We start from the raw sequence: 23,287 nt of genomic DNA, 5'->3' as shown, positions 1-23,287 counted from the left end.
GACTTTTTGAGTCTGCGATGCCCATAGTAATGTCGTGAATGGGAAGGTCAAAATTAATGGCAAAATCTAAAGCCCCTAAAGGGCTCGCTTTGGACGCATTGTTTTCACAGGTGAAAGGTGAAAAGCGTTTCGCGGAAGCTTGCGCACTGCGTGATGAACTGGAATCCCGCCTGATTACCATGCGACAACAGACAACCAGCCATCCCCTGGGAAACCCGGTTCTGGAACTTGCTCACGACCTTTCTGAACGACTTGCGGCAGGAAATCTGTCTGTCGATCTTCTTTCTCAACTGGTGCAATACTTGTCCGTCGAAGCCTTTGGCGACAGGGCCAAGCGCGTTTCTGATTATGTTGGTGTCGAAAGCATCGCAGATAATAAATCCAGATTGTCAGAGCTTTTCAAGGCGCTGGCTTTTGAGGATACCAATACCCAGTTATCGTTTGACGCTTTTAAAAATAAGCTAGAGCGCGAAGCATTCGGAATTGTTATCACCGCGCATCCAACCTTTGGGTTGTCAAAAGAGCTTTATCAGGCATTGGCTCAGTTTACTGCTAATGAAAACCAGAATGGGCAGGCACTCGATGCCAAGGCTATTGAGGCTCTTAATCAGCGAGTCATTGAGAATTCTCATGAACCGGATCAGGGAATTGACCTGCTGGCTGAACACGGTCAGGCCATGGAAGCAATTGCTTCGATACAACAAGCCTTGCGGGACGTATACGATGTTGCGTTGGCTGTGACAGAAGAATTGTACCCGGAAAAGTGGACTGAACTTTCTCCGCGTGTTCTGTCTGTGGCGAGCTGGGTCGGCTATGATCTTGATGGCCGGACAGACATTACTTGGGCAAATACACTTCATACCCGTATGAAGGTTCAGGTTGTTCAGCTTGGGTACTATATTTCCAAACTGAACGAAATTATTGCGACACACAAGGGCGAGAAAGACGAGCTGGAAACCACCCTTGCCTTGATCAAGAGCCGGGTGACCCTTGCTTTGCATGTGGCCGAAAAGGAAACTGAATTTTTCGGTGATAACGCTACGTCGGAAGAGGCACTAAAGGAAGTATCCCGCTCTATCGTTGCAGATGATGGCGCACGTCTGGTGCATACCGCGGAATTGATTGAAGCAATTAACCGGGCACTGAATTTAACAGATAAAGCCGATCTGAAGCGTTCGCTCATTATTCTGAGGTCGGAAATTGCGAACTATGGTCTGGCGACATCCCACATGCACGTGAGACTCAATTCTGCGCAGCTTCATAATGCCATCCGAAAGAATATCGGGATGGAAGGGGAGCCGGATGATCCCGGGCGCCGCAGAGGGAATTTCCGGGCGCTGTCCGGTTTGCTGGATGAAGTTCAGCCCATTCGTATAAACTTTGGCTCATTATCTGCTGAACATACGACCGCGAAACGCATGTTCATGCTGATCGCCCAGATGATCAAGTATGTTGATGCCTCGCGTCCAATCCGTTTTTTGATTGCCGAATGCGATACGCCTTTTACCATTTTGACAGCGCTTTATTACGCTAAGCTGTTCGGTGTTGATGATTTACTGGATATCTCTCCGCTCTTTGAGACAGGAACGGCACTGGAACGCGGAAGTGAAGTCATTGCTGAACTGCTGGAGAACGAACACTACCGCGCCTATGTCGAAAAGCGCGGGCGTTTGTGCATTCAGACCGGTTTCTCTGATGCCGGGCGTTATTTGGGACAGGTTTCAGCATCGCTTGCTATTGAACGTCTGCACATGAAATTGGCCCGGTTGCTTGCGGACTATAGCGTCAAAGGTGTCGAAGTTGTTATCTTTGATACCCACGGCGAATCAATGGGTCGCGGGGCGCATCCGCTAAGTTTTAATGATCGTCTTAAATATGTCTCTTCTCCGATGACACGTTCCTTGTTTGCGGCGAATGATATTCCCCTGAAACAGGAAGTCAGTTTTCAGGGTGGTGACGGATATCTCTATTTCGGAACACCCAAGCTTGCGCTGACCACGGTAACCCGTCTTTTGGAGCATGCGCTGGGCAAGCCGACTGTGGATGACAAGGATGCGTTTTATACCAACACAGACTACTCACTGGATTTCTTTTTAACCCTGAAAGATTTCCATGAGAATACGCTGGAAAACAAAGACTATGCGGCTCTTTTAGGTTCTTTCAGCACAAATCTGTTGTACCAGACAGGATCCAGAAAAAGTAAGCGCCAGCACGATAAACATCACGGGATTGATCGGGGGCACCCGTCACAGATCAGGGCGATTCCGCATAATGCGATCCTCCAGCAATTGGGGTATCTGGCCAACACGGCGGGTGGTTTCGGTACTGCGATATCGAGAGATCTGGATGCCTTTGTGAAATTGCACGGCGAATCAGATCGTGTTCGACGCTTTATGGATATGGTGTCTTATGCCAAGGGTCTGAGTAGCCTGAACACACCGGAAGCCTATGCCGCGCTTTTTAATCCCAGATATTGGTTGGCCAAGGCCTATGCCGTGAAGCATACCGCACGGGCCCGTGATCAGCTTCGCCTTTCCAACCTTGTTGGTGATACGCAGCGGTATGACGGCATGAACAGAATGTTACAGGTTTTCCGTCAGGATGCGATTCATCTTCACCGTGGGTTGGATGCACTGGCGGCTGACGGGCAAGAGAAGGTTTTCCCTTTTGATACCCGTCGGCGCATTAATTTGATCATTCTACATGTAGTTCGCTTGTGTCTTATTCAGGAAATCTTCCTCTTGGCGATGCGTATTCCGGCCTTTGCCAACCGAGATGATTTAACCCTAGAGGATTTGATCCAGGATATTATTGCCATGGAAATTCCGGCCGCATTAGAAGAGCTGAAGGCAACTTTCCCTGTGCACGAAGGGAAGACGATTTTTACTGCGCAAGAGTATGGTGAGCCCAGTGATTATAGCGATGATGAGACGCGGGATTATTCTGATGAGCATGCCACTATCTTTAAGCCGATTGAAGAACTGTATGATCTTTGTCGTCGGATCTCTGTCGGTATTTCAAATAGTATTGGTGCGCATGGCTAAAGCATTGGTATAAAAGTTTCAGAACCTGTAATTTTCTATTTGAGCAGTGAATTACAGGTTCTGGATTTTGTGGCAAAATGTTGATTTGTTGGGGGAGTGTACCGTGATTGATGATGTTTTGGATTTTTGGCTGGCTGACGGTATGGACCGGAAGTGGTTCTTTAAAGATCCGGCATTTGATCGCGAAGTTGCGGAAAAACTCGGCCCTCTCTATGAACGGGCAAGTGCAGGTGAGTTTGACCATTGGGCTGAGACACCCAAGGGATGTTTGGCTCTGTGTATCCTTCTGGATCAGGCTCCACGCAATCTGTTTCGAAATGACCCCAAGACCTTTGCGACGGATAAAAAGGCGCTGGGGATTGCTCAGAAGGCTGTTGATAAGGGGTGGCATAAAGAGCTGCCGCAACGAGAGCGAAACTTTATCCTCTTACCTTTTGAACACAGCGAAGACCTAGCGATGCAGGAAAAATCTCTGGAGCTGTATCAGGATATGGACGAAAACCCTGACTGGCTCAGTTATGCAAAAAAGCATGAGGTTATTATCCGTCGGTTTGGCCGCTTTCCCCATCGCAATAAAGTGCTGGGTCGGGAAAGCACGCCAGAGGAAATTGAATTTCTCAAACAACCCGGGTCTTCTTTTTAGTTCTGTCTGTTAAGGCAGATAAATCCGATGTGTATATTGCTCTGGAGCGAGACAATAAACACATCGGGATTGTACACTGGAAACCTGCAACGGGATTTGTTTACCTGTTATGGGGCTGGTTGAAATCAATATCTGGTCCAACAGGAATGACACCCGTTGGGTTAATTGTGTCATGACTGCCGTAATAATGGGCTTTTATGTGGGGAATATTAACGGTTTCTGCTACCCCTTCGTATTGGTAAAGCTCGCGTGTTAAGGCCCACAGGTTGGGATAGTCAACAAGCCGCTTTTTGTTACATTTAAAATGGCCGTAATAGACGGGGTCAAAGCGTAACAGGGTGGTGAAAAGTCGCCAATCAGCCTCTGTCAAACGATCCCCGGCTAGGTATTTCTGAGAACTCAGTCTTTTCTCTAAATCGTCCATGGCGTCGAAAAGTGCGTGGTAAGCCTCTTCATAGGCTGTCTGGGTTGTCGCAAAACCGCTTTTGTAAACGCCGTTATTGATGTTGTGATAGACAAAATCATTTACGCTATCGATGGCTTTTCGCATATCTTCTGGATAAAAATCTGGAACAGTTTTTGTTGCAAAGGCATCAAAAGAGCTGTTGAGCATTCTGATGATTTCAGATGATTCATTAGAGATAATTGTCTGCTCTTTTTTATCCCACAGAACGGGAACGGTAACGCGCCCCGTATAGTTTGGATCAGCTTTGGTGTAAATTTGATATAGATAATCAACCCCATAGAGATGGTCTTTGGTCGAGCCAAGATCCCCGGGTTTGAATTCCCAGCCGTTTTCTTTCATTTTCCAGTGAACCACCGAGACTGAAATAACCTCTTCCAACCCTTTAAGAGCTCTGAAAATCAGAGCACGGTGTGCCCAGGGGCATGCAAGGTTTACATAGAGATGATAACGCCCGCTTTCTGCTGGATAACCTGTTTCTCCATTAGGGCCTTGTGACCCATTTGTGGTTATCCAATTTCTGAATTGCGCGTCTGTGCGTTGAAATTTGCCGTTGCTGCTTTTGGTGTCATACCAGACATCATGCCATTGGCCATCGACGAGTTTTCCCATTGTTTGTCCTTTTCTTCCTGTCTGTTGCTTATTGAACTGTATCTGGCAGGTCTGCAAAAATAAGTTCTGCGTTACCAAGGGCTTTGATGTTCAGGTTTTCTTCGTTGGCAATCATGGCACCGTCCCGTTCGTCCATTCGTTGGCCGTTCAGCTGGATCGATCCTTTCGAAACCACAAGATAGCCTAATCGGTTTTTCTCTATTGGCTGATTTATCTCTTCATTGTCTTTCAGATGTGTCCCATAAAGAGTGGCGTTTTGGTTTATAGGCAGTGCATCCGGGTGTTTTGCTTCACCAGACGCCAAAGGTAGAAAGCGGCCCGCATAATCAGCCTCGGAAAAGGTTTTTTGATCCCAATGAGGTTTGAGATAGGTTTCTGACGGTTGTATCCAGATTTGATAAAGCCCCGTAATCTCGGCCTCGTGATTGTATTCGCTATGAAGGATGCCCTTGCCAGCGGACATGACCTGTATATCTCCTGCGGGTGTTTTACCTTTATTGGACAGATGGTCTTCATGAGAAATCGCGCCGTATCGCACATAGGTGATGATTTCCATATTTCGGTGCCCATGCATTGGAAAACCGCCACCGGGCTGAATTTCATCATCATTCCAAACCAGCAGAGGTCCGATGCCTGTTCGATCCGGATTCATATAGTTCGCAAAGCTGAAGTGATAATGGGCGTTTAACCATTCATTTTGAAACCTGCCCAAACTATCAAAAGGTCTGACATCAATCATCAGGATCTCCTGTACGCTTAAAATTACAATTGAGCTATAGATAGTTATATCTGTTTCGATTTATAATGGGTGTTTTAAGAACAACATTGTTTCTCAACAGAAACAATGTTTGGTGAGGGGCACACATGAATCTGAATGAAATGGCTGTCTTTGCTACTGTGGTTCAAAACGAGAGTTTTACGGCTGCGGCAAAGGTGTTGGGGATCAGTAAGTCTGCTGTATCCAAACAAGTCAGCCGTCTTGAAGATCGTTTGGGAATACGATTGTTAAATCGCACGACACGCCGCCTTTCTTTGACAGAAGCAGGGCGGTTGTTCTTTGAAAAGTGCCAAGCGGTAATGAATGTTGCCGAACAGGCAGAGCATGCTGTCTCTCGCTTGTCTGAAACGCCAAGAGGGTTGTTGAAAATAAATGCCCCGATGTCTTTTGGAATCAAATGCATGGCACCGATGCTGGCTGCTTTTCGAGAGCATTATTCTGAAATAGAAATAGATTTGGTTCTTAACGATCAAATTGTTGATCTGGTGGAAGAGAGTTTTGATGTGGGGGTTCGTATAGGGCGAATGATGGATTCTAGACTGATTTCCAAAAAAATATCGGATTGTGAAATGAGTATAGTTGCGGCTCCATCGTTTTTTGGAAAAGATCCTCGTTCAGTAATACCGTCAGAACTCACGGGGTATAATTTTTTACATTATTCAAATCTTAATCGGATATCTGATTTAAAGCTTATTGGTGATCAAGGGACGGTTACGATATCCCTCAAAAGTAATTTATCAGCTAACAACGGAGACTTTATTCTCTCGGCTGTTGAAGAAGGTATTGGATTTTCCTGTATGCCACATTTCATCTGTCGGGATGCGATCAAGGAAAATCGGGTTGTAAAACTATTCTCTGATTGGATAGTGGATACCGAAAACGGGATATATGTTGTCTATCCTATTAATCGTAACCTTTCGCCCAAAGCCAGAGTTTTTATAGATTTCATCACGGATTACTATCGTAATCGATCGGACCTTAATCATTCGTTTTAAAGTGCCCATATGCGGTAAAAAGATGCTCGAGATATTTTCTTGCTTTGACAGGGCAAAATTTCGTGATATCGAAGATATAGAAATCGTATTTACTTTTTTAAGGTTTGGTCATTTAGATGCCCAACTGTTGTGAACATCTCCGACGACGACGCACCTGCCCTCGAACTTCTGTTCGCTGGGCTGTTAGTCTGTGTGTCGAGACGGATTGTTCAGCGACCTGAGTATCGGGTCAACCTGCACGAACCAAAGACAGCAGTTAGCAATAATGTCTTTGAAAAATAAAAGTACAGGCTCGAAGAGCTGGCACTAATGCAGGAAGTACCATGTGTGACTATACGATTACTCTCCAGAATGCTGCTGATGAAGCACAGATCGACACTTTGTTGGATTTAACGTTTGGACCTGAGCGCAAATCGCGCCCGTCCTATTCTTTCCGGACTGATGTTTCTGCCATTCAAGATTTAAGTTTTTCCGTCAGATCCCCCCTGTCTGGTGATCTGCTCGGGACACTCCGCTTTTGGCCTGTACTGATTGATGGTGAGACGGCTATCTTGCTAGGACCTTTGGCTGTGCAGCCGGATTTACAGGGCAAGGGTATCGGTAAGGCCTTGGTTAAGCACGGTCTGAGCGAGGCGCGTAAAATGGGGTATCGTTTGTGTTTTGTTGTCGGCGAACATCCTTATTATGCACCCTATGGCTTCGAGCTTGCGAAACCTTGCGGGTTTGATATGCCGGTTCCAGTCGGTGCCGATAAATTTCAGGTTCTGTCACTCCAGAATATCCCCTTTGACGGTCTCCCCAAAGGTCAGTTGTTGCCTTGCGGAAATACCTGTGTGGATCGTATCCTACAAAAAGTCTAACGACCTTCGCGATACCAGGCCCCGAAAGCTGTAAAGAGTAAAAGGGATAAGAAAACCCATGGAGGAAGCAGAGGGTGTCTTGTTGATCCAATTAACTTTTCAGCCCTTTGTGCCTGTAATCCGGCCCACTCTTTTCCTGTTAGAGTGCCTTTTCCCCGTACCAGCCGTAACTTGGGGGTAAGGTCCTTAAGGGGGTATGTGCCGCCTTTACTTGTTGTGATGATTGAAGCAAGCGGCGTGGGATCTGCACGTACTCTTTCATGCTCGGGGCCACTTAGGGCCTGTTGGGCAACCACGGTATGGATATTATCATTAATTGTGTAAAGACCGGGTTCTGTGGCTTCTAGTCTGGTTGAGGCATACCCGTGCGTATCTGCCCTAAGAACAGTTTCTGTTATTTTTCCGGAAGGACTGGTGATCGTCAGTGTGACTTCCTTTTCTGACATGCTCTGGCGTGTGATTGTCAGCTGTTGATCTTTTAACTGAGCTCTTAATGTTTCTTCTTCCAGCTCGGGTTCTTTCATAAGCCAGTGAACCAAGCGACGTATCAGTTCTGTTTGTGGACCCCCGCCTTCGATGTTTCGCCCCCATAACCAAATGTGGTCACTGGTCATCTGAGCAACACGTCCAGCCTCGTAATGATCCAGTATAAGCAGAGGTAACTGTCCGTTCCCAGTCATGAGGGTTGATCCCCCAAGTGTATCTGTTTCAACCTGTCTGAACCATCGTCCCCACCGGGGTTTTTCATCTTTTGACAGGTTTGCCTGGGGAAGGCGAGCCGTTACAGGATGGCGAAATCCAAGTTGTGTTATAAGGGGTTGAAAAGCTTGTTCGGATACTTTTCCCAAAGGTTCTGCGGGCAGAATACTTCCAAGTGCGGTATTATAGAGTGATGCAGGTGTCGCGTAGCCAGGGCCGCCGACCTCTAAAAGAGCGCCCCCTTGTTTGACGTATCTGACAATATTGGTCAGATAATGACTGGGAAGGAAACCTTGACGCTGATACTGATCAAAAATGATCAAGTCAAAATCGGCCAGCTTTACTTCGAACAATTCGTGAATTGGGAAGGCAATGAGGGACAGTTCTCTAATGGGGGTGCCGTCCTGTTTGCTTGGGTGTCGAAGAATTGTGAAATGAATAAGATCAACAGAGGGATCTTCTTTGAGAATATTTCTCCAAGCGCGTTCGCCTGGGTGTGGTTCTCCTGAAATTAAAAGGACTTTTAATCTGTCTCTTACCCCATTGGCAGTGAAAACAGCCTGATTATTTATCGGTGTGATTTCGTTGCCTAATGTTTCTGCGGTTATATCAAAAGTTGCTTCCCCGCGATTTTCCAGTGTCAATTCATGTGTGATCGTTTGGTTTATCGGGGTTTGAAACTCCGCGATAACATCACCATTTTTACGTAATGTAACCGTTGCGGGCGTGTCTGTTTCATTGATGTTTTCATCAATAACTCTAAAGGTTAGTTCCGTTTTCTGATCTATAATTCCAAAGGCCGGAGCCTGTTCAATAACAATACGGCGATCCCCCTTGTCGGGGTCTCCGGCTAAAAATAGATGAAATGGAATGTTTTGTGGAAACTGAGTTCCTTCTAATGTGTTGGGGATGTCATGAATTTGCCCATCTGAGATGATGACAATTCCTGCCAGACGTTCTTTCTCTTCAGCAGTCAGGTATATGTCATCGAATAACTTTGTCCCGTTTTCGGCGTCTCCGTTAATCTGAATGGTTTTGAGGATTAGATCTGATCGCTGATTAACTTGCTCATGTAGCGAAGTCAGGGCGTTGGCAGCTTGACTTTTTCGCCCGCCATAATTCATCGATGGGCTATTATCGACAATGGCCAATACCAGTTCCGGTAAAGCTTCGCTGATTTCTTTATGAAGGTTGGGATTGGATAAAAACAGAGCAACGATCACCAAGAAAAATGCTCTGAGTTCCCCGCCCTTACTTTTGAGAAAAAACAGAGAAAGTAATGAAATCAGCGCAAAGCCGAGGATCGTGTAGATCATCCATAGAGGAACAAGAGGCTGCCACTCTATTCCGTAACTAGAGATCATTGGCCTAGCCTCTCTAGAATATGGGGGATATGAACCTGATCTTCTTTGTAGTTTCCAGTTAAGGCATACATTACCAGATTAATGCCAAAGCGATAGGCCAGTTCTCGTTGGCGTTCGCCCCCTCGTACCATGGCATAGAGCGGGGCTCCTTGTCCGTTGATCGCCCAGGCGCGTGACCAGTCATTTGATCCGATCAAAATTCTTGCAACACCGTCATTTCTGTAAGGATCGGTACTTTCAGTCCAAAAATCTCGATTGTTATTACGGCCTGGAAAGCTTTCCAGAAGGTAAAAAGAGCGTGTAATTACATGTCCGGCCGGAACAGGTTCCATCTGAGGGATATTTATCTCATTTGTCAGCATTTGCAGGTATTGTGCATTGCCTTGTGATCCCAAAGCAGAATTGAGTGTGCTGGATGCTTCGCGCAGATCGAATAAGATCAAGCCGCCATTGCTGATGTACTCGTTTAGTTGACGCTTGCCCCGGGATGTCAAAGGTTCCTGAATAGCCGTGATCGGCCAATACAGAAAAGGGTATGGAGAGATTTGATCTCGATCCAGATCAACGCCGGTCACCCTCACATTTTCTACTGCTGTGCGCCTGTGCAATTGAAGGGAAAGGCCTGCCAATCCTGAGTGGCTGTCAGCATCGACCTTGTTGTCCCCGGTGATGATGTAGGCAAGGTAAGTATTCAGTGTCGCCTCTATGCCCTTTTTGTCCAGAGGTTCGTTGATATCCTGGGCTGTTGCTCTGTGGGAAGGTATCAAGGCCACGGGAATTAGAAGGAGGGCGATAACCGCAATCGGTTTTCCGATCGCAGCAATTGGGAATAAGCCTCTGAGCCATAAGGTCAGGGCTTGATCCAGTAAAAAAAGTACCAGAGCCATGAAAAACAACGGTATCTGGAGCGGACTTTCCCTTTTTGAATCGTAAACGTGTCGATTATCAGCACGGAAATAGTTCTTTTGAACATTTGGCAAGTTACCAGCTAGATTTATGGCTTTTTGTCGTTTGTTTTTTCCATAGTAACCTGGGGGATTTTGGGGACCGATGCTTTGTGCTTGAAGTGGTTTTTTGGGCACCGTGTCTAATGTAATGGCAGAATTTTCAACAGGAATTAGATTGCCATAGGCATCCAGTACATCGTGTATGGGAAGCTTGCTTTCGGTCGCGTTGGTGACGCCAACACCTTGTCCAAACTGTAATATACGTCTGAGGATATCAACAAATGATCCGGATAAAGCAAGGTTTGACCATCGGGTATTTGATGAGGTGTGGACAAGCACAATTGTGCCATCCCCCTGGTTAGTTGCTGTGATTAGGGGGGTGCCATCTTGAAGTCGTGCCCATGTGTGGCTGTCCAATTCGGGTGTCGGTTGGGCGAGTAATTGGCCAGAAACTGTTATTTCCGGGTTTTGAGGAAGTCCGAAAAAGGGGCTGTTTTTGTCAAAATCTTCCAAGGTGAGGGGCTGTTCCCAAGTTAAATTTCCTTCGAGGTTTCGATAGCCACTGCGCAGGGGTACGGGGATAAACTGATCTCTTTTTTCTGCGAGATTTGGGCCGGAAAACCTCAGGAGAAGACCTCCTTGGTCAATCCATTGACTAAGCGTTTCCTGGTCGTTGACAGGGATGGTTTCTTTGTCGGTGACAATGATTGTTGAAAGTTCGCGTGACAACAGTTCCTTTATCGATCCGTATCTGACATCGGTAAACAGACCAAGCGCCCGTTGAAGGTAATAGTGTTCGCCAAGCAAAGATTTGTTATCTTGCTGTCCTGCTGCCGTTAGTATGCCCACAGGAAAACGATAGTTGCTCTGATCAAGTAAAAAAGTTGTGGCCGCTGTGCTCTTTCCGACGACGGTTACTTTTTTTGCTTTGTTATAGAGCTCATTGGGCATCTTGAGGGTTGTTGAAACTGTTTTTGTGCCGGAATTAAAGGTGACCTTTTCAGAGGCCAAAATTTCATTTTTATCCGAAAGAGCAGCGATCCGTTCTTCTGTTTCAAGCTGTTCAAAAGCGCGTTCTATCGTGACAGTTACCCCGTTTTGCTCTGGTTTAACCGCTGTTATCCAAAGGGGAAGATTGTCATCAGGTGGTAGATAAATTTCTGAGATGGCAAAAGGTATTTCCAATTCCGGGGTTTCGTCCGCCTGCGAGGTCGAAGTTATTCCGTTTGAGAGCCACAGAATTTTAAGTGGTTGATAAGGTTCTAGCTGCTTTTCAATGCCTTTCAGGGCGTCCTGTGGGTTGGATGACCAGCTTTGTATGGTTGATAGTTGCTCTATATCTGCCAAAAGGTTTTCCGGGCTTTTGAACCCAGAAAAATTATAATGCTCCGTCTCGTTCTTTGCTGTAGCCAAAAAGGCAAATTGTTTGTTGCTGCTTTTGTTCTGTTCCAGCATCGAACGTAATGTTCCCAATTGTTGGGGCCAGCTGTTGGTTGATGCCCAGTCGTTATCTACTAAAACAAGGGTGTTATAGTCATTGTCAGCTCTTTTGATTGGCGCATAAACAGGCTCTGACAAGGCCAGGATCAAAAGCAACAAGATCAAAATCCTCAATAGAATTAGCCACCATGCTGTCTTTTGGGGTTTGGAACTTGATCCCTGTAGCCCGAAGAGAAGGCGCAAAGCTGGGAATGTGATCTTTTTTGGAGCTGGTGGTGTGATGCGCAGAATGAGCCAGACAACTGGAAGTGTCATAAGGCCGAGTAAGAGCCATGGATTTAAAAATCCTATGATTCCTAAATCAAGCATACTCTTCCCCTGATTTTCCGCCGTTTATACTGGCTCTTGCCATTGTGTCATTTCGGTTTTCATCGGCGGTAAGCGCAATGGTGTTCTGTCGTTCAGAGATACTTCGATAGAGAGTCAGAAGTGTGGATTCTGGTGATTTGTCCGTTGTGTGAAGAATGTGGTGCCACCCCCATTTTTTGACGAGGCGGGAAAGATCTTTGTTATGTGCCCGTATACGGTCGATATATAAGTCACGGATTGATTCTACATCTGAATGTAAAAGTTCGGTATCTCCGGCTGGTTGCTGGAACTTCACTCTTCCTGTGTAGGGTAAGTTCATTTCAGCAGGGTCCAGGATTTGTACTAGCCAGACACGCAGATTTTTGTGTGCAAGGCTAGCAAGAACCTGTTTTTGTTCGGCCAAGGGGACAAGAAAATCGGAAAAGCAGACCAAGGCAGAATTTTGGGAAAAACGATATCCTTGGGGTAATTCATGTTCGGGATGTTTGTCCTTGGTATCGGAATTGTGACTTTCCAGTTGTTGCGCAATTGTAAAAAGGTTTTTCCTTGAATTCGACGGGGGGATGCCCGTCCCGGCCAGAGCGACTTTTTCTCCGCCCCGGATTAAAAGTTGTGCGAGGGCAAGACTCAGGACGGAAGCACGATGTGTTTTTGTTACAAGGTTTTTGCTAGATGCCCAATTCATCCCAGAGGAATTGTTGTTCCATAGCCATAAACTCTGGGCTGATTCCCATTCTTTTTGGCGAATAAATATGCCCGAATTTTCCGAATTTGGATCAGATTTTGCGGATCGGCGCCAGTCAATTTTTCGTGGTGAATCCCCGGGGCTATAGTGCCTGTACTGCCAGAATTCATCCCCCTGTCCCACATGACGTCTTCCGTGCGCCCCTTGAAAGACCGTTGACGCAACACGTTCAGCTTCAACCAGAAGGGGGGGGAGTGTTGCAGTGAGCTTCTCGGCAGAAGCTTCTATTGATGAGGCCCGTTTATACATATTTACCCTTTAACTCAGGGGGGCGATAAGTCGTTTAATAATCTTGGAGACGGTTATGCCTTCGGCTCGAGCAGTGAAATCCAAGTGTATTCTGTGTCTTAAAACCGGAGCGGCCAAGGCGATTACATCATCCAGTGAGGGGCTCAATCGTCCTTGAAGCAGGCATCGTGCTTTACTTGCCATCATCAATGCTTGGCTGGCACGAGGTCCAGGTCCCCAGGCAACGAACTGTTTTACAAAGTCATCTTCTGTTTCTTCCGGGCGTCCGTTGCGGACCAGTGTTAAAATCCCCTCGAGCACATCTTCGCCAACCGGGATTTCCCTAACCAGGCTCTGTGCCGCCAATAGTTCTTGTGATGTCAGAATGCTTTCGGCCTCGGGTTCACTGGTTCCGGTTGTCGCAAGCAACATTTGTTTTTCAGCTTCGCGGTCTGGATACCCGACATAAATTTCCAAAAGAAATCGATCAAGCTGTGCTTCTGGAAGGGGATAAGTACCTTCCTGTTCAAGAGGGTTTTGAGTTGCAAGTACATGGAAGGGAGAGGGGAGTTTGTGGCTTTGCCCAGCTACTGTGACAGTGTGTTCTTGCATAGCCTGTAACAAAGCTGACTGTGTTCTGGGGCTGGCGCGGTTGATCTCATCAGCCATGAGCAGTTGAGAGAAGACTGGACCGTGAATGAAGCGGAAAGATCGTCGTCCATCTTCGTCTTCTTCCAGAACTTCGGCACCAATAATATCGGATGGCATTAAATCGGGCGTACATTGAATACGCTTTTCCTGAAGGCCAAATACAATGCCAAGGTTTTCAACCAATCGCGTTTTTGCCAATCCGGGGGCGCCGACCAGCAGACCGTGTCCTCCGGCCAATAAGGTAATTAGGACTTGTTCAATGACATCTTCTTGCCCAAAAACAACTTTTCCTAGATTTTGATTGAGTTGTGCGAGGCGCGTGTAGAGTTGATCTGCCTGTAAGGTTAGGTCTTTGGATAATGTTGTACTCGGATTTCTATCCGTAGTGTCCATTTTGCTTCCTCTTTTGACGTAACTTTTAAAACTATGGCTTCTTGTCGGGTGGGGTCTTTACCTTTGTTTCCTCTGTCGCGAACAGTGTTTGTTCCCTGTTAGTGTTATTGGCAATATACCGTAGGGTCGTTGCCCAGATGTATCCTATGGTAGTATACATCAATTCTTTAGAATGACGAATAACACCTTGGTTATAATGAACTTAAAACGAGCATTTGCATAGTGATATCCTATCAATCAACAGTGATCGCCTGTGTATAGAGACATAAAAAAATGACAGATTATCGTGACACACCAAATCAAAGCGATTTAGTCGAAGCCGTACGGCAAATGCCTATAACCAGTCATGTTGATATGCGGATTGATCGTAATGGGGTTTGGTATCACGAAGGACGGGAAATAGAGCGTAAAGCCTTGGCGCGATTATTTTCGACAGTTCTCAAGCGGGATGACGCTGGTAAATATTGGTTGGTCACACCTGTAGAAAAAGCACAAATTGGTGTCGAGGACGTTCCTTTCACAATTGTTGAATTAAAAAGCGTTGGTCAGGGGGAGGAACAGGTTCTTTCTTTCCGTAACAATATGGATCAATGGTTTGATCTGGATAAAGATCACCCGATTCGAATTGATTATAAAGATGGAAGTGATGAGCCATCGCCCTATATATTGGTAAGAGATAATCTTGAGGCCCGTATATTACGTAACGTTTATTACCAGCTTGTGGATTTGGCCGACTTAAAGGGAGAGGACGTTGGAGTATGGAGTTCAGGGGTATTTTATGTGCTGGGTAAGGGGCTATAGAAGTACTGAGATTAGGCTGAAATTTTAACAAGAGGGCGATGGTGAACGTGGGGTCGAACTGGACATCTCAAAGATTGATACAGGTTTTTGCGCAGCAAAAAGCTGTGCCGTCTGACCAGGGTAACTTACGAGGCGATCACGATTTGAACCCGGGTTTTTTCGATCCAAAGCGCGATAAAACCCCCGCGGCTGTTGTAGTGCCGCTGATTGAGCGTGAAAATGGCTTCACGATTCTGTTAACCAAACGAACAGATCACCTTCATGATCATGCTGGACAAGTCAGTTTCCCCGGCGGACGTGTTGACCCCACAGATCAAAATCACTGTGACACCGCTTTACGTGAATTGGAAGAAGAGGTAGGTCTTCCCAGAAAACATGTCGATATTATTGGAGAACTGGATACCTATGTCACCCGCACAGGGTTTGTGATTACGCCTGTTGTGGGGCTTATCAAGCCACCCTTTCCAGTTGAGCCAGACAGCTTTGAGGTTGCCGAAGTTTTTGAAGTACCTTTGAATTTCTTTCTAACGCCGGGCAATCGCCAGCGACACTTTCGTGAATTTGAAGGCTATCGGCGATACTATTATGCTTTTCCTTTCAATGATTATTTTATCTGGGGAGCAACGGCGGGCATGCTCGTTAATCTGTGCGAAATTTTAAGTCTAAATAGAGGTAATGATATCTCTGATAACGATGTAACTTGTAATGAGGTGATTTGTAATGGGGAATAACAACAGATGCTGACCAGGTTACTTCTAACTCTTCTGCCAATCCTATTACCTTTTGCTCTCTATTTCGCATATTATCTTGTTACCCGGAGATCCCATTCCGAAAAGGCAGGGGAAATGCGTGAAGAAGACTTACCCTGGATCGAACAAGGACCTTGGGCCTGGTTGTTTCTAAGTGGTGTTGTCATGGCCGGAATTGCGATGGGTGTCTATTTCTCAAATTCTGGACCCGCACCGGGGGATAGCCTTGTATCGCCGAGCTACCAACCAAAAGTTCTGGAAAATACAGACACTGATTCATGACGACGACTTATCGGCTAGAAAGCCAGCCATGGATGTTGGCAGAGGAAACGCAGCGTGTCATCGGGGCGTTGTCCAAGCAAGGACAAGATGTCCGCTTTGTTGGTGGGTGTGTGCGTGATGCCATGCTCGGTCGTGAAATCAAAGACATTGATATCGCGACGCCGGACCACCCTGAAACCGTTATCAAGCTACTTGAAGCTGGCAAGATCAAAGCTATTCCGACGGGGCTTGATCATGGGACGATAACGGCGGTTTGCAATCATCAGGTTTTTGAGATTACCACCTTAAGGGTCGATGTCGAGACCGATGGTCGCCATGCAACCGTGGCCTATACAGATAATTGGGAAGAAGATGCTGCCCGACGGGATCTAACGATGAATGCACTGTCCTGTCGTCTTGATGGGACGGTGTTCGATCCCTTTGGCGGCGTTCAGGATCTAAAGGAAAATCGTATCCGTTTTGTTGGCAAGGCAGAAACACGTATCGAAGAAGATGCGCTAAGGCTATTACGGTTTTTCCGATTCCAGGCCTGGTATGGGACAGATGCTTTTGATCAAGAAGGCGTAATGGCGGCCAAAACAAAGGCCCCTATGTTAAAAGGCTTGTCAGCAGAACGTATTCACAGCGAATTGATGAAACTTCTGGCTGCACCCAATCCAATACCCGTCTTGAAGGTAATGCTTGAGAAGCAAATTTTTTCTCATTTCCTGCCTGAAGTCCGCACCGTTGATTGTGTCGAGGCGTTTATCGCTTTGGAGGGCAGAAGGGATCCTCTGGTTCGTTTAGTTGCTTTACTTGACGGGGGGGAAGCGAAAGAGAAACGATCTATTCCCGATCGACTACGGTTTTCCACGGCGGAAAAACAACATTTTCTTTCTTTGATTGAGCCCGAGTATGGAATTGATGCTTCGACAGATGAAATGCTGTTTAAAGAAGCGCTTTATCGTATTGGCGCTGGATTGGTTTCGGATCTTCTCAGGCTGCAAATGGCAAGGGATGGTACAAGCTTCGGTCATGAGAATGCCCGTTCCCGTGCAAAGATAATAGAAAACTGGCGCCCGGTTTTTTTTCCGCTTCAGGGAAGAGATCTCATTCAAGCAGGTGTTGAACCCGGACCCAAAATGGGTCGGCTTTTAAAGGCAACTGAAAACTGGTGGATCGAGCAGTCGTTTAAGCCCGATCACGAAGAATGTTTGGCTTATGCCCTAAAGGTTTAGGTGGGGCTATCGGGTTGCTTTCCCGGAAACATAGTACTTTGTTTCGGGGAGATCTTCTGAAACCTTGATCATTTTTTCAAATGTAAGGCCAATTTTCTCAAGTACTCTGGCAGAGCCTGTATTATCGGGATTTACGATGCCAACGATTTTCTCTAGCCCCAGTTGATCGTGCCCATATCTGAGAACGGCGTCGGCAGCCTCGGCAGCATAGCCTTTTGAGCAGTATTCAGGGAGCAGGGCATAGCCAATATCAGGATCATCCAATCCATCACGCTTTACCAACCCGCACATGCCGATGGACGCTTTTCCTTCTTTCAGGATAACTACGTAGAGGCCAAATCCGTTTTCGCGGTAACTGGCTACAGGTCCAGAATTAATATACTCACAGGCCTGATCAAGTGTTCTGACTTCTTTATCGACGATATTTTTAATGAAAGCCGGGTCATTCAAAAGACGTAGGATAAAGGGCGCATCGGTCTCGCCAAGCTCTCTGACGATAAGGCGATCTGTTTCCAATATGATCTTTTGCTGCACCGATGGCATAGGTCTGGTCCTTGGGTGGTTTTATCTATCGGATTGTTTTCTGTCGTCCCTCTGGCGGGTTTAGGGCCAGGCAGCTTCCGGCGGCATGGACATAAGAATTGCTTCGACATTGCCCCCTGTCTTAAGACCAAACATGGTGCCGCGATCATAGAGCAAGTTGAATTCTGCATAGCGTCCCCGACGGAACAGTTGATGTTTCCTCTGTTCGTCGTTCCAGTCCTTGTGCATGTGACGCCTCACAATCTGGGGATAGATATCCAGAAATGCGCGGCCCACATCCTGTGTAAAGGCAAAATCAGCGTTCCAGTTTCCTGTGTTCAGGTAGTCATAGAAAATGCCACCGACACCGCGGGCTTCATTACGATGAGGAATATAGAAATATTCATCACACCATTCCTTGAAGACAGGAAAAAAGCCCGGATTGTGTTTGTCACAGGCGTCTTTGTATGCCCGGTGAAAGTCATGGGTGTCCTGATCGACAGGATACATGGGGTTCAAATCACCACCGCCACCAAACCAACTGGTTGTCGTGACAATATGACGTGTGTTCATGTGAACGGCGGGGACAAGCGGTGAATGCATGTGGGCGACAAGGGAAATACCACTGGCCCAGAATCTTGGGTCTTTATCTGCGCCGGGAATGCGCTTGGAAAACTCTTCACTGAATTCCCCCATGACTGTGGATATGTTAACGCCCACTTTTTCGAACACGCGTCCGCGCATGATAGACATTTCACCACCGCCACCACCATCGCGGTCCCACTGTTTGCGTTCAAAACGGCCCGCAACAGGTTCGCCCAGTTTCGCAAGAACAGTACCGGAAAGTTCGTCTTCCAGCCTTTCGAACTCGGCACATATACTATCCCGAAGTTGTCTGAACCAGCGTTGGGCCTGTTCTTTATGGTCGTCCGGTGCGCTGTGATTGGGAAAGGGACTTGTCGGATCTTGCCGTTGGTACATTTGTTACTCGTGTGGTTTTGGTGTTCTGGGGCAGGAATGTGGATAGGTAATATAAACTTTATACGGTGCTTGGGACAGGAAATCCACCTGTCTGTCGCAGTGCTTCGCCAAGAACTATAGCAGCAGATACCGCGATGTTGAGCGAGCGGACGCCAGCTGCCATGGGAATGAGAACGGAATGATCAACAGCCTTGTGAACATCGTCAGGGACCCCGGCTGATTCTCTGCCGACCATGAGTATGTCGTCGGGCTCAAAACTAAAGTCCGGATAGGTGGTTGTCGCTTTGGTTGAAAGCAATATCAGACGTTTTGGTCGGGCGCTTGCCAACCGATTGTTATTAAAAGCATCCCAGGATGTGTGTCGAACAAGCTCTGTTTGGTCCAGGTAATCCATACCGGATCGTTTCATGCGTTTGTCGTTGAGAACAAATCCACAGGGTTCAATAATATCGACTGCAACATCAAGACAGGCAGCCATGCGAAGCATTGTTCCTGTGTTTTGGGGGATATCTGGTTGGTAAAGAGCAAGACGCATGCTGTTTATCTCTTACTGAGGCAATGGATATCGCCATAAATCGGGGCCATAAATACGGAAGTGACGGAAAAAACGTTATTTTCCTGTCCGACTCACACTTAGAGTCTTTGCCTTTCTATGACAAATCCTTTATATCCCTGTCTCTAAATATAGGACTAGTCCTAAGTGCGACAGGATGTCACATCCGTTCTTGCATCCAGCGATGCTTAGATGGGGGCGCAATTAGGGTTAGACAAGGGCAATGGCCCAAAAATCCTGTATCGTATCGCAGCTCTTTGTTTTAGAGTTGTAAGCTTGAGAGATGAAAATAGGGATTACACAAATGGCAGACGGCGCGAATCCTGAAAATTCCGCCCAAGGGTCCGGCGAGACCCGGCGTGAATTTCTGTACCTGACGGCCGGGGCTATGACCGTTGTCGGGGCTGCTGGTGCAATATGGCCGATGATCGATTCTATGAATCCTTCGGCTGATGTTCTGGCTCTATCTTCTACCGAGGTAGATTTGTCACCGATCGAAGAAGGTCAATCCGTAACAATTACATGGCGCGGTAAGCCTGTATTTATCAGACGTCGTGGAGCTGAAGAAATCGCCCTTGCAGAGGAAACTCCGCTGGCTGATCTTCCTGATCCTCAAACGGATGAAGATCGTGTTGAAAAACCTGAATGGCTCGTTCTTGTTGGTGTTTGTACACACCTGGGATGTGTTCCACTTGGTCAGAAAACGGGTGAATCACGGGGTGATTATGGCGGGTGGTTCTGCCCTTGCCATGGTTCGCACTATGATACATCAGGACGTATTCGTAAGGGACCGGCACCCACAAACCTGGAAGTGCCACCTTATGTTTTCTTGACTGACAACTCTATCAAGATCGGCTAGGGGGAACAGGTCATGAGTTTTAAAACGAATAATAAAGTCGTCCAGTGGGTTGAGGATCGTCTGCCTCTGATCTCTATGGGACATCACACCCTTTACGAATACCCAATGCCAAAGAACCTGAACTATCTTTGGAACTTTGGATCGCTTGCCGGATTTGCTCTGGTGACAATGATTGTAACGGGTATCATTCTTGCGATGCAGTATACACCGCATGTTGATTTGGCCTTCAATTCAGTTGAACGTATCATGCGTGATGTGAATAACGGTTGGTTGATCCGTTATATTCACATGAATATGGCATCGTTCTTCTTTATTGCTGTTTACATCCACATCATGCGTGGACTGTATTACGGATCTTATAAAGCACCACGCGAACTTCTTTGGCAGTTGGGTGTTGTTATCTTCTTGTTGATGATGGCAACTGCGTTCATGGGCTACGTGCTTCCATGGGGTCAAATGAGCTTCTGGGGTGCAACGGTTATCACAAACCTTTTCTCTGCCATCCCGATTGTTGGTGAGAACATTGTTACCTGGCTTTGGGGTGGTTTCTCTGTTGATAATCCAACATTGAACCGTTTCTTTGCGCTGCACTATCTGTTGCCATTCATTATCGTTGCTGTTGTTGTTCTTCACATTGTGGCTCTTCACACTGTGACCTCGAACAACCCGCTCGGTATTGATATGAAAGGTCCACAGGACAGCCTGACATTCCAGCCTTATTACACCATTAAAGATCTGTTTGGTCTTGGCGTATTCCTTATGGCTTTCTCGGCATTCCTGTTCTGGGCACCTAACTATATGGGGCATCCGGATAACTATATTCCAGCGAACCCGCTATCGACACCTGCGCACATTGTTCCTGAATGGTACTTCCTGCCTTTCTATGCAATCTTGCGTGCGGTTCCTGATAAACTTGGTGGCGTTATTGCCATGTTCGGTGCTATTGCTGTTTTGTTTGTTCTACCTTGGCTGGATCGTTCAAAAATACGTAGCTGTAAGTTCCGTCCCGTTGCCAGAATTTTCTTCTGGATCTTCCTTCTCAATGGCCTTTTCCTTGGTTATCTTGGCGGTAAGCCAGCTGAAGGTTGGTACGTTGTCGCAAGTCAGATCGCGACTGTTTATTACTTCTTCCACTTCTTGATATTGCTTCCTGTAATTCTGCCGATGATTGAGCGTCCGCGAGAATTGCCGAGCTCTATCCATGAAGCCGTGTTGAAATCTTAAGAGAGGGGAAAGACCTATGAAGAAAATTCTGTCTGGCCTCTTTGCTGCGGCCCTTGGTTTTGCAACAGTACCTGCCTATTCAGCAGGGGATGCTGTTCCGTTGCCTGACTATGAGTGGAGCTTTGACGGTGTTTTTGGCACTTATGATAAAGCTGCTCTACAACGTGGATTTCAAGTTTACAAAGAAGTTTGCTCTGGATGTCACTCGCTTGATTTGATTGCATTCCGTAACCTGGCTGATCTTGGCTACAATGTAGATGAAATCAAGGCGATTGCTGCTGAATATACAGTTGAAGATGGACCAAATGATGAAGGCGAAATGTTTGAGCGTAATGCTATTCCGTCTGATTATTTCCCGGCACCATTTCCGAATGAAAAAGCAGCAGCAGCTTCAAACGGTGGTAAAGCGCCCCCCGATCTTTCACTAATGGCGAAAGCACGTGTTGGCGGACCAAACTTTGTTCGTGCTCTGTTGACTGGTTACGAAGATGCGCCAGAAGGTTTCGAGACTGGTGATCTGAGCTATAACAAATATTTTCCAGGTCATCTGATTGCAATGGCTCCGCCACTTTCAGAAGATGCTGTGGAATATGGTGATGGTACAGCTGCAACGGTTGATCAGATGGCGGCTGATGTTAGCCATTTCATGATGTGGGCTGCTGAGCCAAAGCTTGAAGCGCGTAAGAATACTGGCGTGAAAGTTATGATCTTCCTGATCATCTTTACACTGATTATGTATGCTGCAAAGCGTAAGGTATTTGCTAAAGTCCACTAAGATTTTTCTTGGTTTACGAGAAAGGCTGCTTGGTTCGAGCAGCCTTTTTTTATGACATTTTTCGAAAAATTTTGGTGTCGGATGTGCCTTGGCAAGATGAGGGATTACCATTGTCATCAGGATAGAGTAGGCTTGATTTGCCGAATAGATATCAAAGGGAAATTTGAATGCTTTTCAGTTCGTCTCTCAAGGGGATTGATCATCTTTTAATTGGCGTGCAGCAGTTGGAAGAGGCTCGTCATCATTACCTACGTCTCGGGTTTCGATTAACACCCAGGGGACGGCATATCGGGTGGGGGACCGCCAATTACTGTATTATGTTTCCCGACGATTATCTGGAATTAATCGGTATCGTTGACAAAAGTCAGGATACCAACGGACTGGATGTTTTTCTTGAAAGCGGGCAGGGGGGACTTGGTTTGGCATTCAGAAGCGAGAATATCAGCCAGACAGCGGCTTGCTTGCAAGAGATGAATGTGCCTATTGATGGACCCAAAGATCTAAAGCGTATACTAGAGCTGGAACATGGTGATGTCATGCCAGCATTCGAGCTTTTGCGATATGACAATCAAGTTAGTCCCCAAGTATCCTCTTTTGTTTGTGATCATAAAACTCCGGACGTAGTCTGGCAAAGCCAGTGGCTTGAACATGCAAATAGTGCTTGTGGTATCAAGCGGGTGGTTTATGTGACCCCAAGCCCAAGTGACGTGATTACGAAGTATTCAGATTTTTTTGGTGCGGATGCAGTCGTTGTTACCGATGGGTGTATTGATGTCTATGTGAGCGAGCGTAAGCAGGTTTTGCGGTTTATTGCTCCGGAAGATATTAGTCGATTTTACCCAGGATATGAGCAGAGTAATCCCATAACTGAAAGCTACATGATTGCCATTCATCTTTGGGCAGAAAATTTAAAGGTCACACAGGCTTATTTTGACCAATACAGGGTTAGTTACCAACGTGAAGGCAATACACGTATCAGTGTGCAGAAAAATGATGCCTGCGGGGTTGTTCTGGCCTTTGATGGCCTTTAGTAATATTGGCGTCTTCTAATTATCCCTTCGATCCATATAACTGATGAAGAGATAGAAATATA

General features: G+C 46.5%; 21 protein-coding genes. 12 read left to right on the top strand and 9 right to left on the bottom strand.

Annotated features, from left to right (window positions below; all coding sequences use genetic code 11):
- The first annotated feature begins 56 nt into the window (after window positions 1–56).
- Window positions 57–3,044 (top strand): phosphoenolpyruvate carboxylase, encoded by a 2,988-nt coding sequence (locus WH95_RS04595; RefSeq protein WP_046503649.1) that lies wholly within the window; start codon window positions 57–59, stop codon window positions 3,042–3,044.
- Window positions 3,045–3,147: 103 nt separating this feature from the next.
- Complete coding sequence (locus tag WH95_RS04590; RefSeq protein ID WP_245622938.1) at window positions 3,148–3,687, top strand: DUF924 family protein; 540 nt, start codon at window positions 3,148–3,150, stop codon at window positions 3,685–3,687.
- 100 nt (window positions 3,688–3,787) lie between these two features.
- Here the strand turns inward: WH95_RS04590 and WH95_RS04585 are convergent, their stop codons facing one another.
- On the bottom strand, window positions 3,788–4,762 hold the full coding sequence (locus WH95_RS04585; protein ID WP_046503645.1) for a glutathione S-transferase family protein: 975 nt from the start codon (window positions 4,760–4,762) through the stop codon (window positions 3,788–3,790).
- Between the two features lie 28 nt (window positions 4,763–4,790).
- Window positions 4,791–5,501, bottom strand: a complete 711-nt coding sequence (locus WH95_RS04580; protein WP_046503642.1) for a pirin family protein — start codon at window positions 5,499–5,501, stop codon at window positions 4,791–4,793.
- Window positions 5,502–5,626: 125 nt separating this feature from the next.
- On the opposite strand from WH95_RS04580, the gene WH95_RS04575 reads away from it, so the two are divergent.
- Together WH95_RS04575 and WH95_RS04570 are read left to right on the top strand one after the other, a co-directional pair.
- Window positions 5,627–6,535 carry a LysR family transcriptional regulator gene (locus WH95_RS04575; RefSeq protein ID WP_046503640.1) on the top strand — a complete coding sequence of 303 codons (909 nt, stop codon included), beginning with the start codon at window positions 5,627–5,629 and terminating at the stop codon, window positions 6,533–6,535.
- A gap of 323 nt (window positions 6,536–6,858) precedes the next feature.
- Window positions 6,859–7,395, top strand: a complete 537-nt coding sequence (locus WH95_RS04570) for a GNAT family N-acetyltransferase (protein WP_046503638.1) — start codon at window positions 6,859–6,861, stop codon at window positions 7,393–7,395.
- Here the strand turns inward: WH95_RS04570 and WH95_RS04565 are convergent.
- The 4 genes from WH95_RS04565 to WH95_RS04550 are packed head-to-tail and all read right to left on the bottom strand — an operon-like array spanning window position 7,392 to window position 14,231.
- Complete coding sequence (locus WH95_RS04565; RefSeq protein ID WP_046503635.1) at window positions 7,392–9,458, bottom strand: hypothetical protein; 2,067 nt, start codon at window positions 9,456–9,458, stop codon at window positions 7,392–7,394. The two genes, WH95_RS04570 and WH95_RS04565, sit on opposite strands and share 4 nt — an antisense overlap.
- Window positions 9,455–12,214, bottom strand: coding sequence for a DUF4159 domain-containing protein (locus WH95_RS04560; protein WP_046503632.1), 2,760 nt, complete (start codon window positions 12,212–12,214; stop codon window positions 9,455–9,457). The genes WH95_RS04565 and WH95_RS04560 overlap by 4 nt, the downstream gene beginning before the upstream one ends.
- On the bottom strand, window positions 12,207–13,208 hold the full coding sequence (locus tag WH95_RS04555) for a DUF58 domain-containing protein (RefSeq protein ID WP_052741800.1): 1,002 nt from the start codon (window positions 13,206–13,208) through the stop codon (window positions 12,207–12,209). Before WH95_RS04555 ends, WH95_RS04560 begins: the two co-directional genes overlap by 8 nt.
- Before the next feature lie 9 nt (window positions 13,209–13,217).
- Entirely contained in the window at window positions 13,218–14,231 is a 1,014-nt protein-coding gene (locus WH95_RS04550; RefSeq protein ID WP_046503629.1) for an AAA family ATPase, read from the bottom strand.
- A 273-nt stretch (window positions 14,232–14,504) separates the two neighbouring features.
- Here WH95_RS04550 and WH95_RS04545 point away from each other — a divergent pair, with 273 nt between their 5' ends.
- From WH95_RS04545 to WH95_RS04530, 4 genes are all read left to right on the top strand, one after another.
- Complete coding sequence (locus WH95_RS04545; protein ID WP_046503627.1) at window positions 14,505–15,032, top strand: DUF1285 domain-containing protein; 528 nt, start codon at window positions 14,505–14,507, stop codon at window positions 15,030–15,032.
- A gap of 38 nt (window positions 15,033–15,070) precedes the next feature.
- Entirely contained in the window at window positions 15,071–15,763 is a 693-nt protein-coding gene (locus WH95_RS04540) for a CoA pyrophosphatase (RefSeq protein WP_082113979.1), read from the top strand.
- Between the two features lie 114 nt (window positions 15,764–15,877).
- Window positions 15,878–16,063: a hypothetical protein gene (locus tag WH95_RS21250; RefSeq protein ID WP_157845890.1), complete on the top strand. Its 186-nt coding sequence runs from the start codon at window positions 15,878–15,880 to the stop codon at window positions 16,061–16,063.
- The gene (locus WH95_RS04530) at window positions 16,060–17,280 is read left to right on the top strand and encodes a CCA tRNA nucleotidyltransferase (protein ID WP_046503621.1); all 1,221 of its coding nucleotides are present in this window, start codon (window positions 16,060–16,062) and stop codon (window positions 17,278–17,280) included. Before WH95_RS21250 ends, WH95_RS04530 begins: the two co-directional genes overlap by 4 nt.
- Window positions 17,281–17,286: 6 nt before the next feature.
- On the opposite strand, the gene WH95_RS04525 is transcribed toward WH95_RS04530, so the two are convergent.
- Genes WH95_RS04525 through WH95_RS04515 form a run of 3 tightly spaced genes read right to left on the bottom strand, consistent with a single transcriptional unit; the run spans window position 17,287 to window position 19,318 of the window.
- Window positions 17,287–17,823, bottom strand: a complete 537-nt coding sequence (locus WH95_RS04525) for a GNAT family N-acetyltransferase (protein WP_046503619.1) — start codon at window positions 17,821–17,823, stop codon at window positions 17,287–17,289.
- A 60-nt stretch (window positions 17,824–17,883) separates the two neighbouring features.
- Window positions 17,884–18,783 (bottom strand): oxygen-dependent coproporphyrinogen oxidase, encoded by a 900-nt coding sequence (hemF, locus tag WH95_RS04520; RefSeq protein ID WP_046503617.1) that lies wholly within the window; start codon window positions 18,781–18,783, stop codon window positions 17,884–17,886.
- Between the two features lie 58 nt (window positions 18,784–18,841).
- Window positions 18,842–19,318: a tRNA (cytidine(34)-2'-O)-methyltransferase gene (locus WH95_RS04515; RefSeq protein ID WP_046503614.1), complete on the bottom strand. Its 477-nt coding sequence runs from the start codon at window positions 19,316–19,318 to the stop codon at window positions 18,842–18,844.
- A gap of 322 nt (window positions 19,319–19,640) precedes the next feature.
- Between WH95_RS04515 and petA the strand changes: the two genes are divergently transcribed.
- From petA to WH95_RS20435, 4 genes are all read left to right on the top strand, one after another.
- The gene (petA, locus tag WH95_RS04510) at window positions 19,641–20,195 is read left to right on the top strand and encodes a ubiquinol-cytochrome c reductase iron-sulfur subunit (protein WP_046503611.1); all 555 of its coding nucleotides are present in this window, start codon (window positions 19,641–19,643) and stop codon (window positions 20,193–20,195) included.
- Between the two features lie 12 nt (window positions 20,196–20,207).
- Window positions 20,208–21,419: a cytochrome b gene (locus WH95_RS04505; RefSeq protein WP_046503610.1), complete on the top strand. Its 1,212-nt coding sequence runs from the start codon at window positions 20,208–20,210 to the stop codon at window positions 21,417–21,419.
- A gap of 16 nt (window positions 21,420–21,435) precedes the next feature.
- Window positions 21,436–22,194 carry a cytochrome c1 gene (locus tag WH95_RS04500; RefSeq protein ID WP_046503608.1) on the top strand — a complete coding sequence of 253 codons (759 nt, stop codon included), beginning with the start codon at window positions 21,436–21,438 and terminating at the stop codon, window positions 22,192–22,194.
- Window positions 22,195–22,361: 167 nt separating this feature from the next.
- Window positions 22,362–23,225, top strand: coding sequence for a VOC family protein (locus WH95_RS20435; protein WP_052741799.1), 864 nt, complete (start codon window positions 22,362–22,364; stop codon window positions 23,223–23,225).
- The last annotated feature ends 62 nt before the right edge of the window (window positions 23,226–23,287 follow it).

It is taken from the genome of Kiloniella litopenaei, assembly GCF_000982415.1.
Classification (GTDB): domain Bacteria; phylum Pseudomonadota; class Alphaproteobacteria; order Kiloniellales; family Kiloniellaceae; genus Kiloniella; species Kiloniella litopenaei.
The sequence above is the reverse complement of the archived record's forward strand: the minus strand, read 5'-3'. Positions and strand labels throughout refer to the sequence as shown.

Excerpts from the sequence above, each read along its gene's own strand:
- WH95_RS04585 (WP_046503645.1), bottom strand. The coding sequence starts at position 4,762 with ATGGGAAAACTCGTCGATGGCCAATGGCATGATGTCTGGTATGACACC.
- WH95_RS04570 (WP_046503638.1), top strand. The coding sequence starts at position 6,859 with ATGTGTGACTATACGATTACTCTCCAGAATGCTGCTGATGAAGCACAG.
- WH95_RS04530 (WP_046503621.1), top strand. The coding sequence starts at position 16,060 with ATGACGACGACTTATCGGCTAGAAAGCCAGCCATGGATGTTGGCAGAG.
- WH95_RS21250 (WP_157845890.1), top strand. The coding sequence starts at position 15,878 with ATGCGTGAAGAAGACTTACCCTGGATCGAACAAGGACCTTGGGCCTGG.
- WH95_RS04540 (WP_082113979.1), top strand. The coding sequence starts at position 15,071 with ATGGTGAACGTGGGGTCGAACTGGACATCTCAAAGATTGATACAGGTT.
- WH95_RS04515 (WP_046503614.1), bottom strand. The coding sequence starts at position 19,318 with ATGCGTCTTGCTCTTTACCAACCAGATATCCCCCAAAACACAGGAACA.
- petA (WP_046503611.1), top strand. The coding sequence starts at position 19,641 with ATGGCAGACGGCGCGAATCCTGAAAATTCCGCCCAAGGGTCCGGCGAG.
- WH95_RS04555 (WP_052741800.1), bottom strand. The coding sequence starts at position 13,208 with ATGTATAAACGGGCCTCATCAATAGAAGCTTCTGCCGAGAAGCTCACT.
- WH95_RS04525 (WP_046503619.1), bottom strand. The coding sequence starts at position 17,823 with ATGCCATCGGTGCAGCAAAAGATCATATTGGAAACAGATCGCCTTATC.
- WH95_RS20435 (WP_052741799.1), top strand. The coding sequence starts at position 22,362 with ATGCTTTTCAGTTCGTCTCTCAAGGGGATTGATCATCTTTTAATTGGC.
- WH95_RS04550 (WP_046503629.1), bottom strand. The coding sequence starts at position 14,231 with ATGGACACTACGGATAGAAATCCGAGTACAACATTATCCAAAGACCTA.
- WH95_RS04595 (WP_046503649.1), top strand. The coding sequence starts at position 57 with ATGGCAAAATCTAAAGCCCCTAAAGGGCTCGCTTTGGACGCATTGTTT.
- WH95_RS04500 (WP_046503608.1), top strand. The coding sequence starts at position 21,436 with ATGAAGAAAATTCTGTCTGGCCTCTTTGCTGCGGCCCTTGGTTTTGCA.
- WH95_RS04580 (WP_046503642.1), bottom strand. The coding sequence starts at position 5,501 with ATGATTGATGTCAGACCTTTTGATAGTTTGGGCAGGTTTCAAAATGAA.
- WH95_RS04565 (WP_046503635.1), bottom strand. The coding sequence starts at position 9,458 with ATGATCTCTAGTTACGGAATAGAGTGGCAGCCTCTTGTTCCTCTATGG.
- hemF (WP_046503617.1), bottom strand. The coding sequence starts at position 18,783 with ATGTACCAACGGCAAGATCCGACAAGTCCCTTTCCCAATCACAGCGCA.
- WH95_RS04560 (WP_046503632.1), bottom strand. The coding sequence starts at position 12,214 with ATGCTTGATTTAGGAATCATAGGATTTTTAAATCCATGGCTCTTACTC.
- WH95_RS04505 (WP_046503610.1), top strand. The coding sequence starts at position 20,208 with ATGAGTTTTAAAACGAATAATAAAGTCGTCCAGTGGGTTGAGGATCGT.
- WH95_RS04575 (WP_046503640.1), top strand. The coding sequence starts at position 5,627 with ATGAATCTGAATGAAATGGCTGTCTTTGCTACTGTGGTTCAAAACGAG.
- WH95_RS04545 (WP_046503627.1), top strand. The coding sequence starts at position 14,505 with ATGACAGATTATCGTGACACACCAAATCAAAGCGATTTAGTCGAAGCC.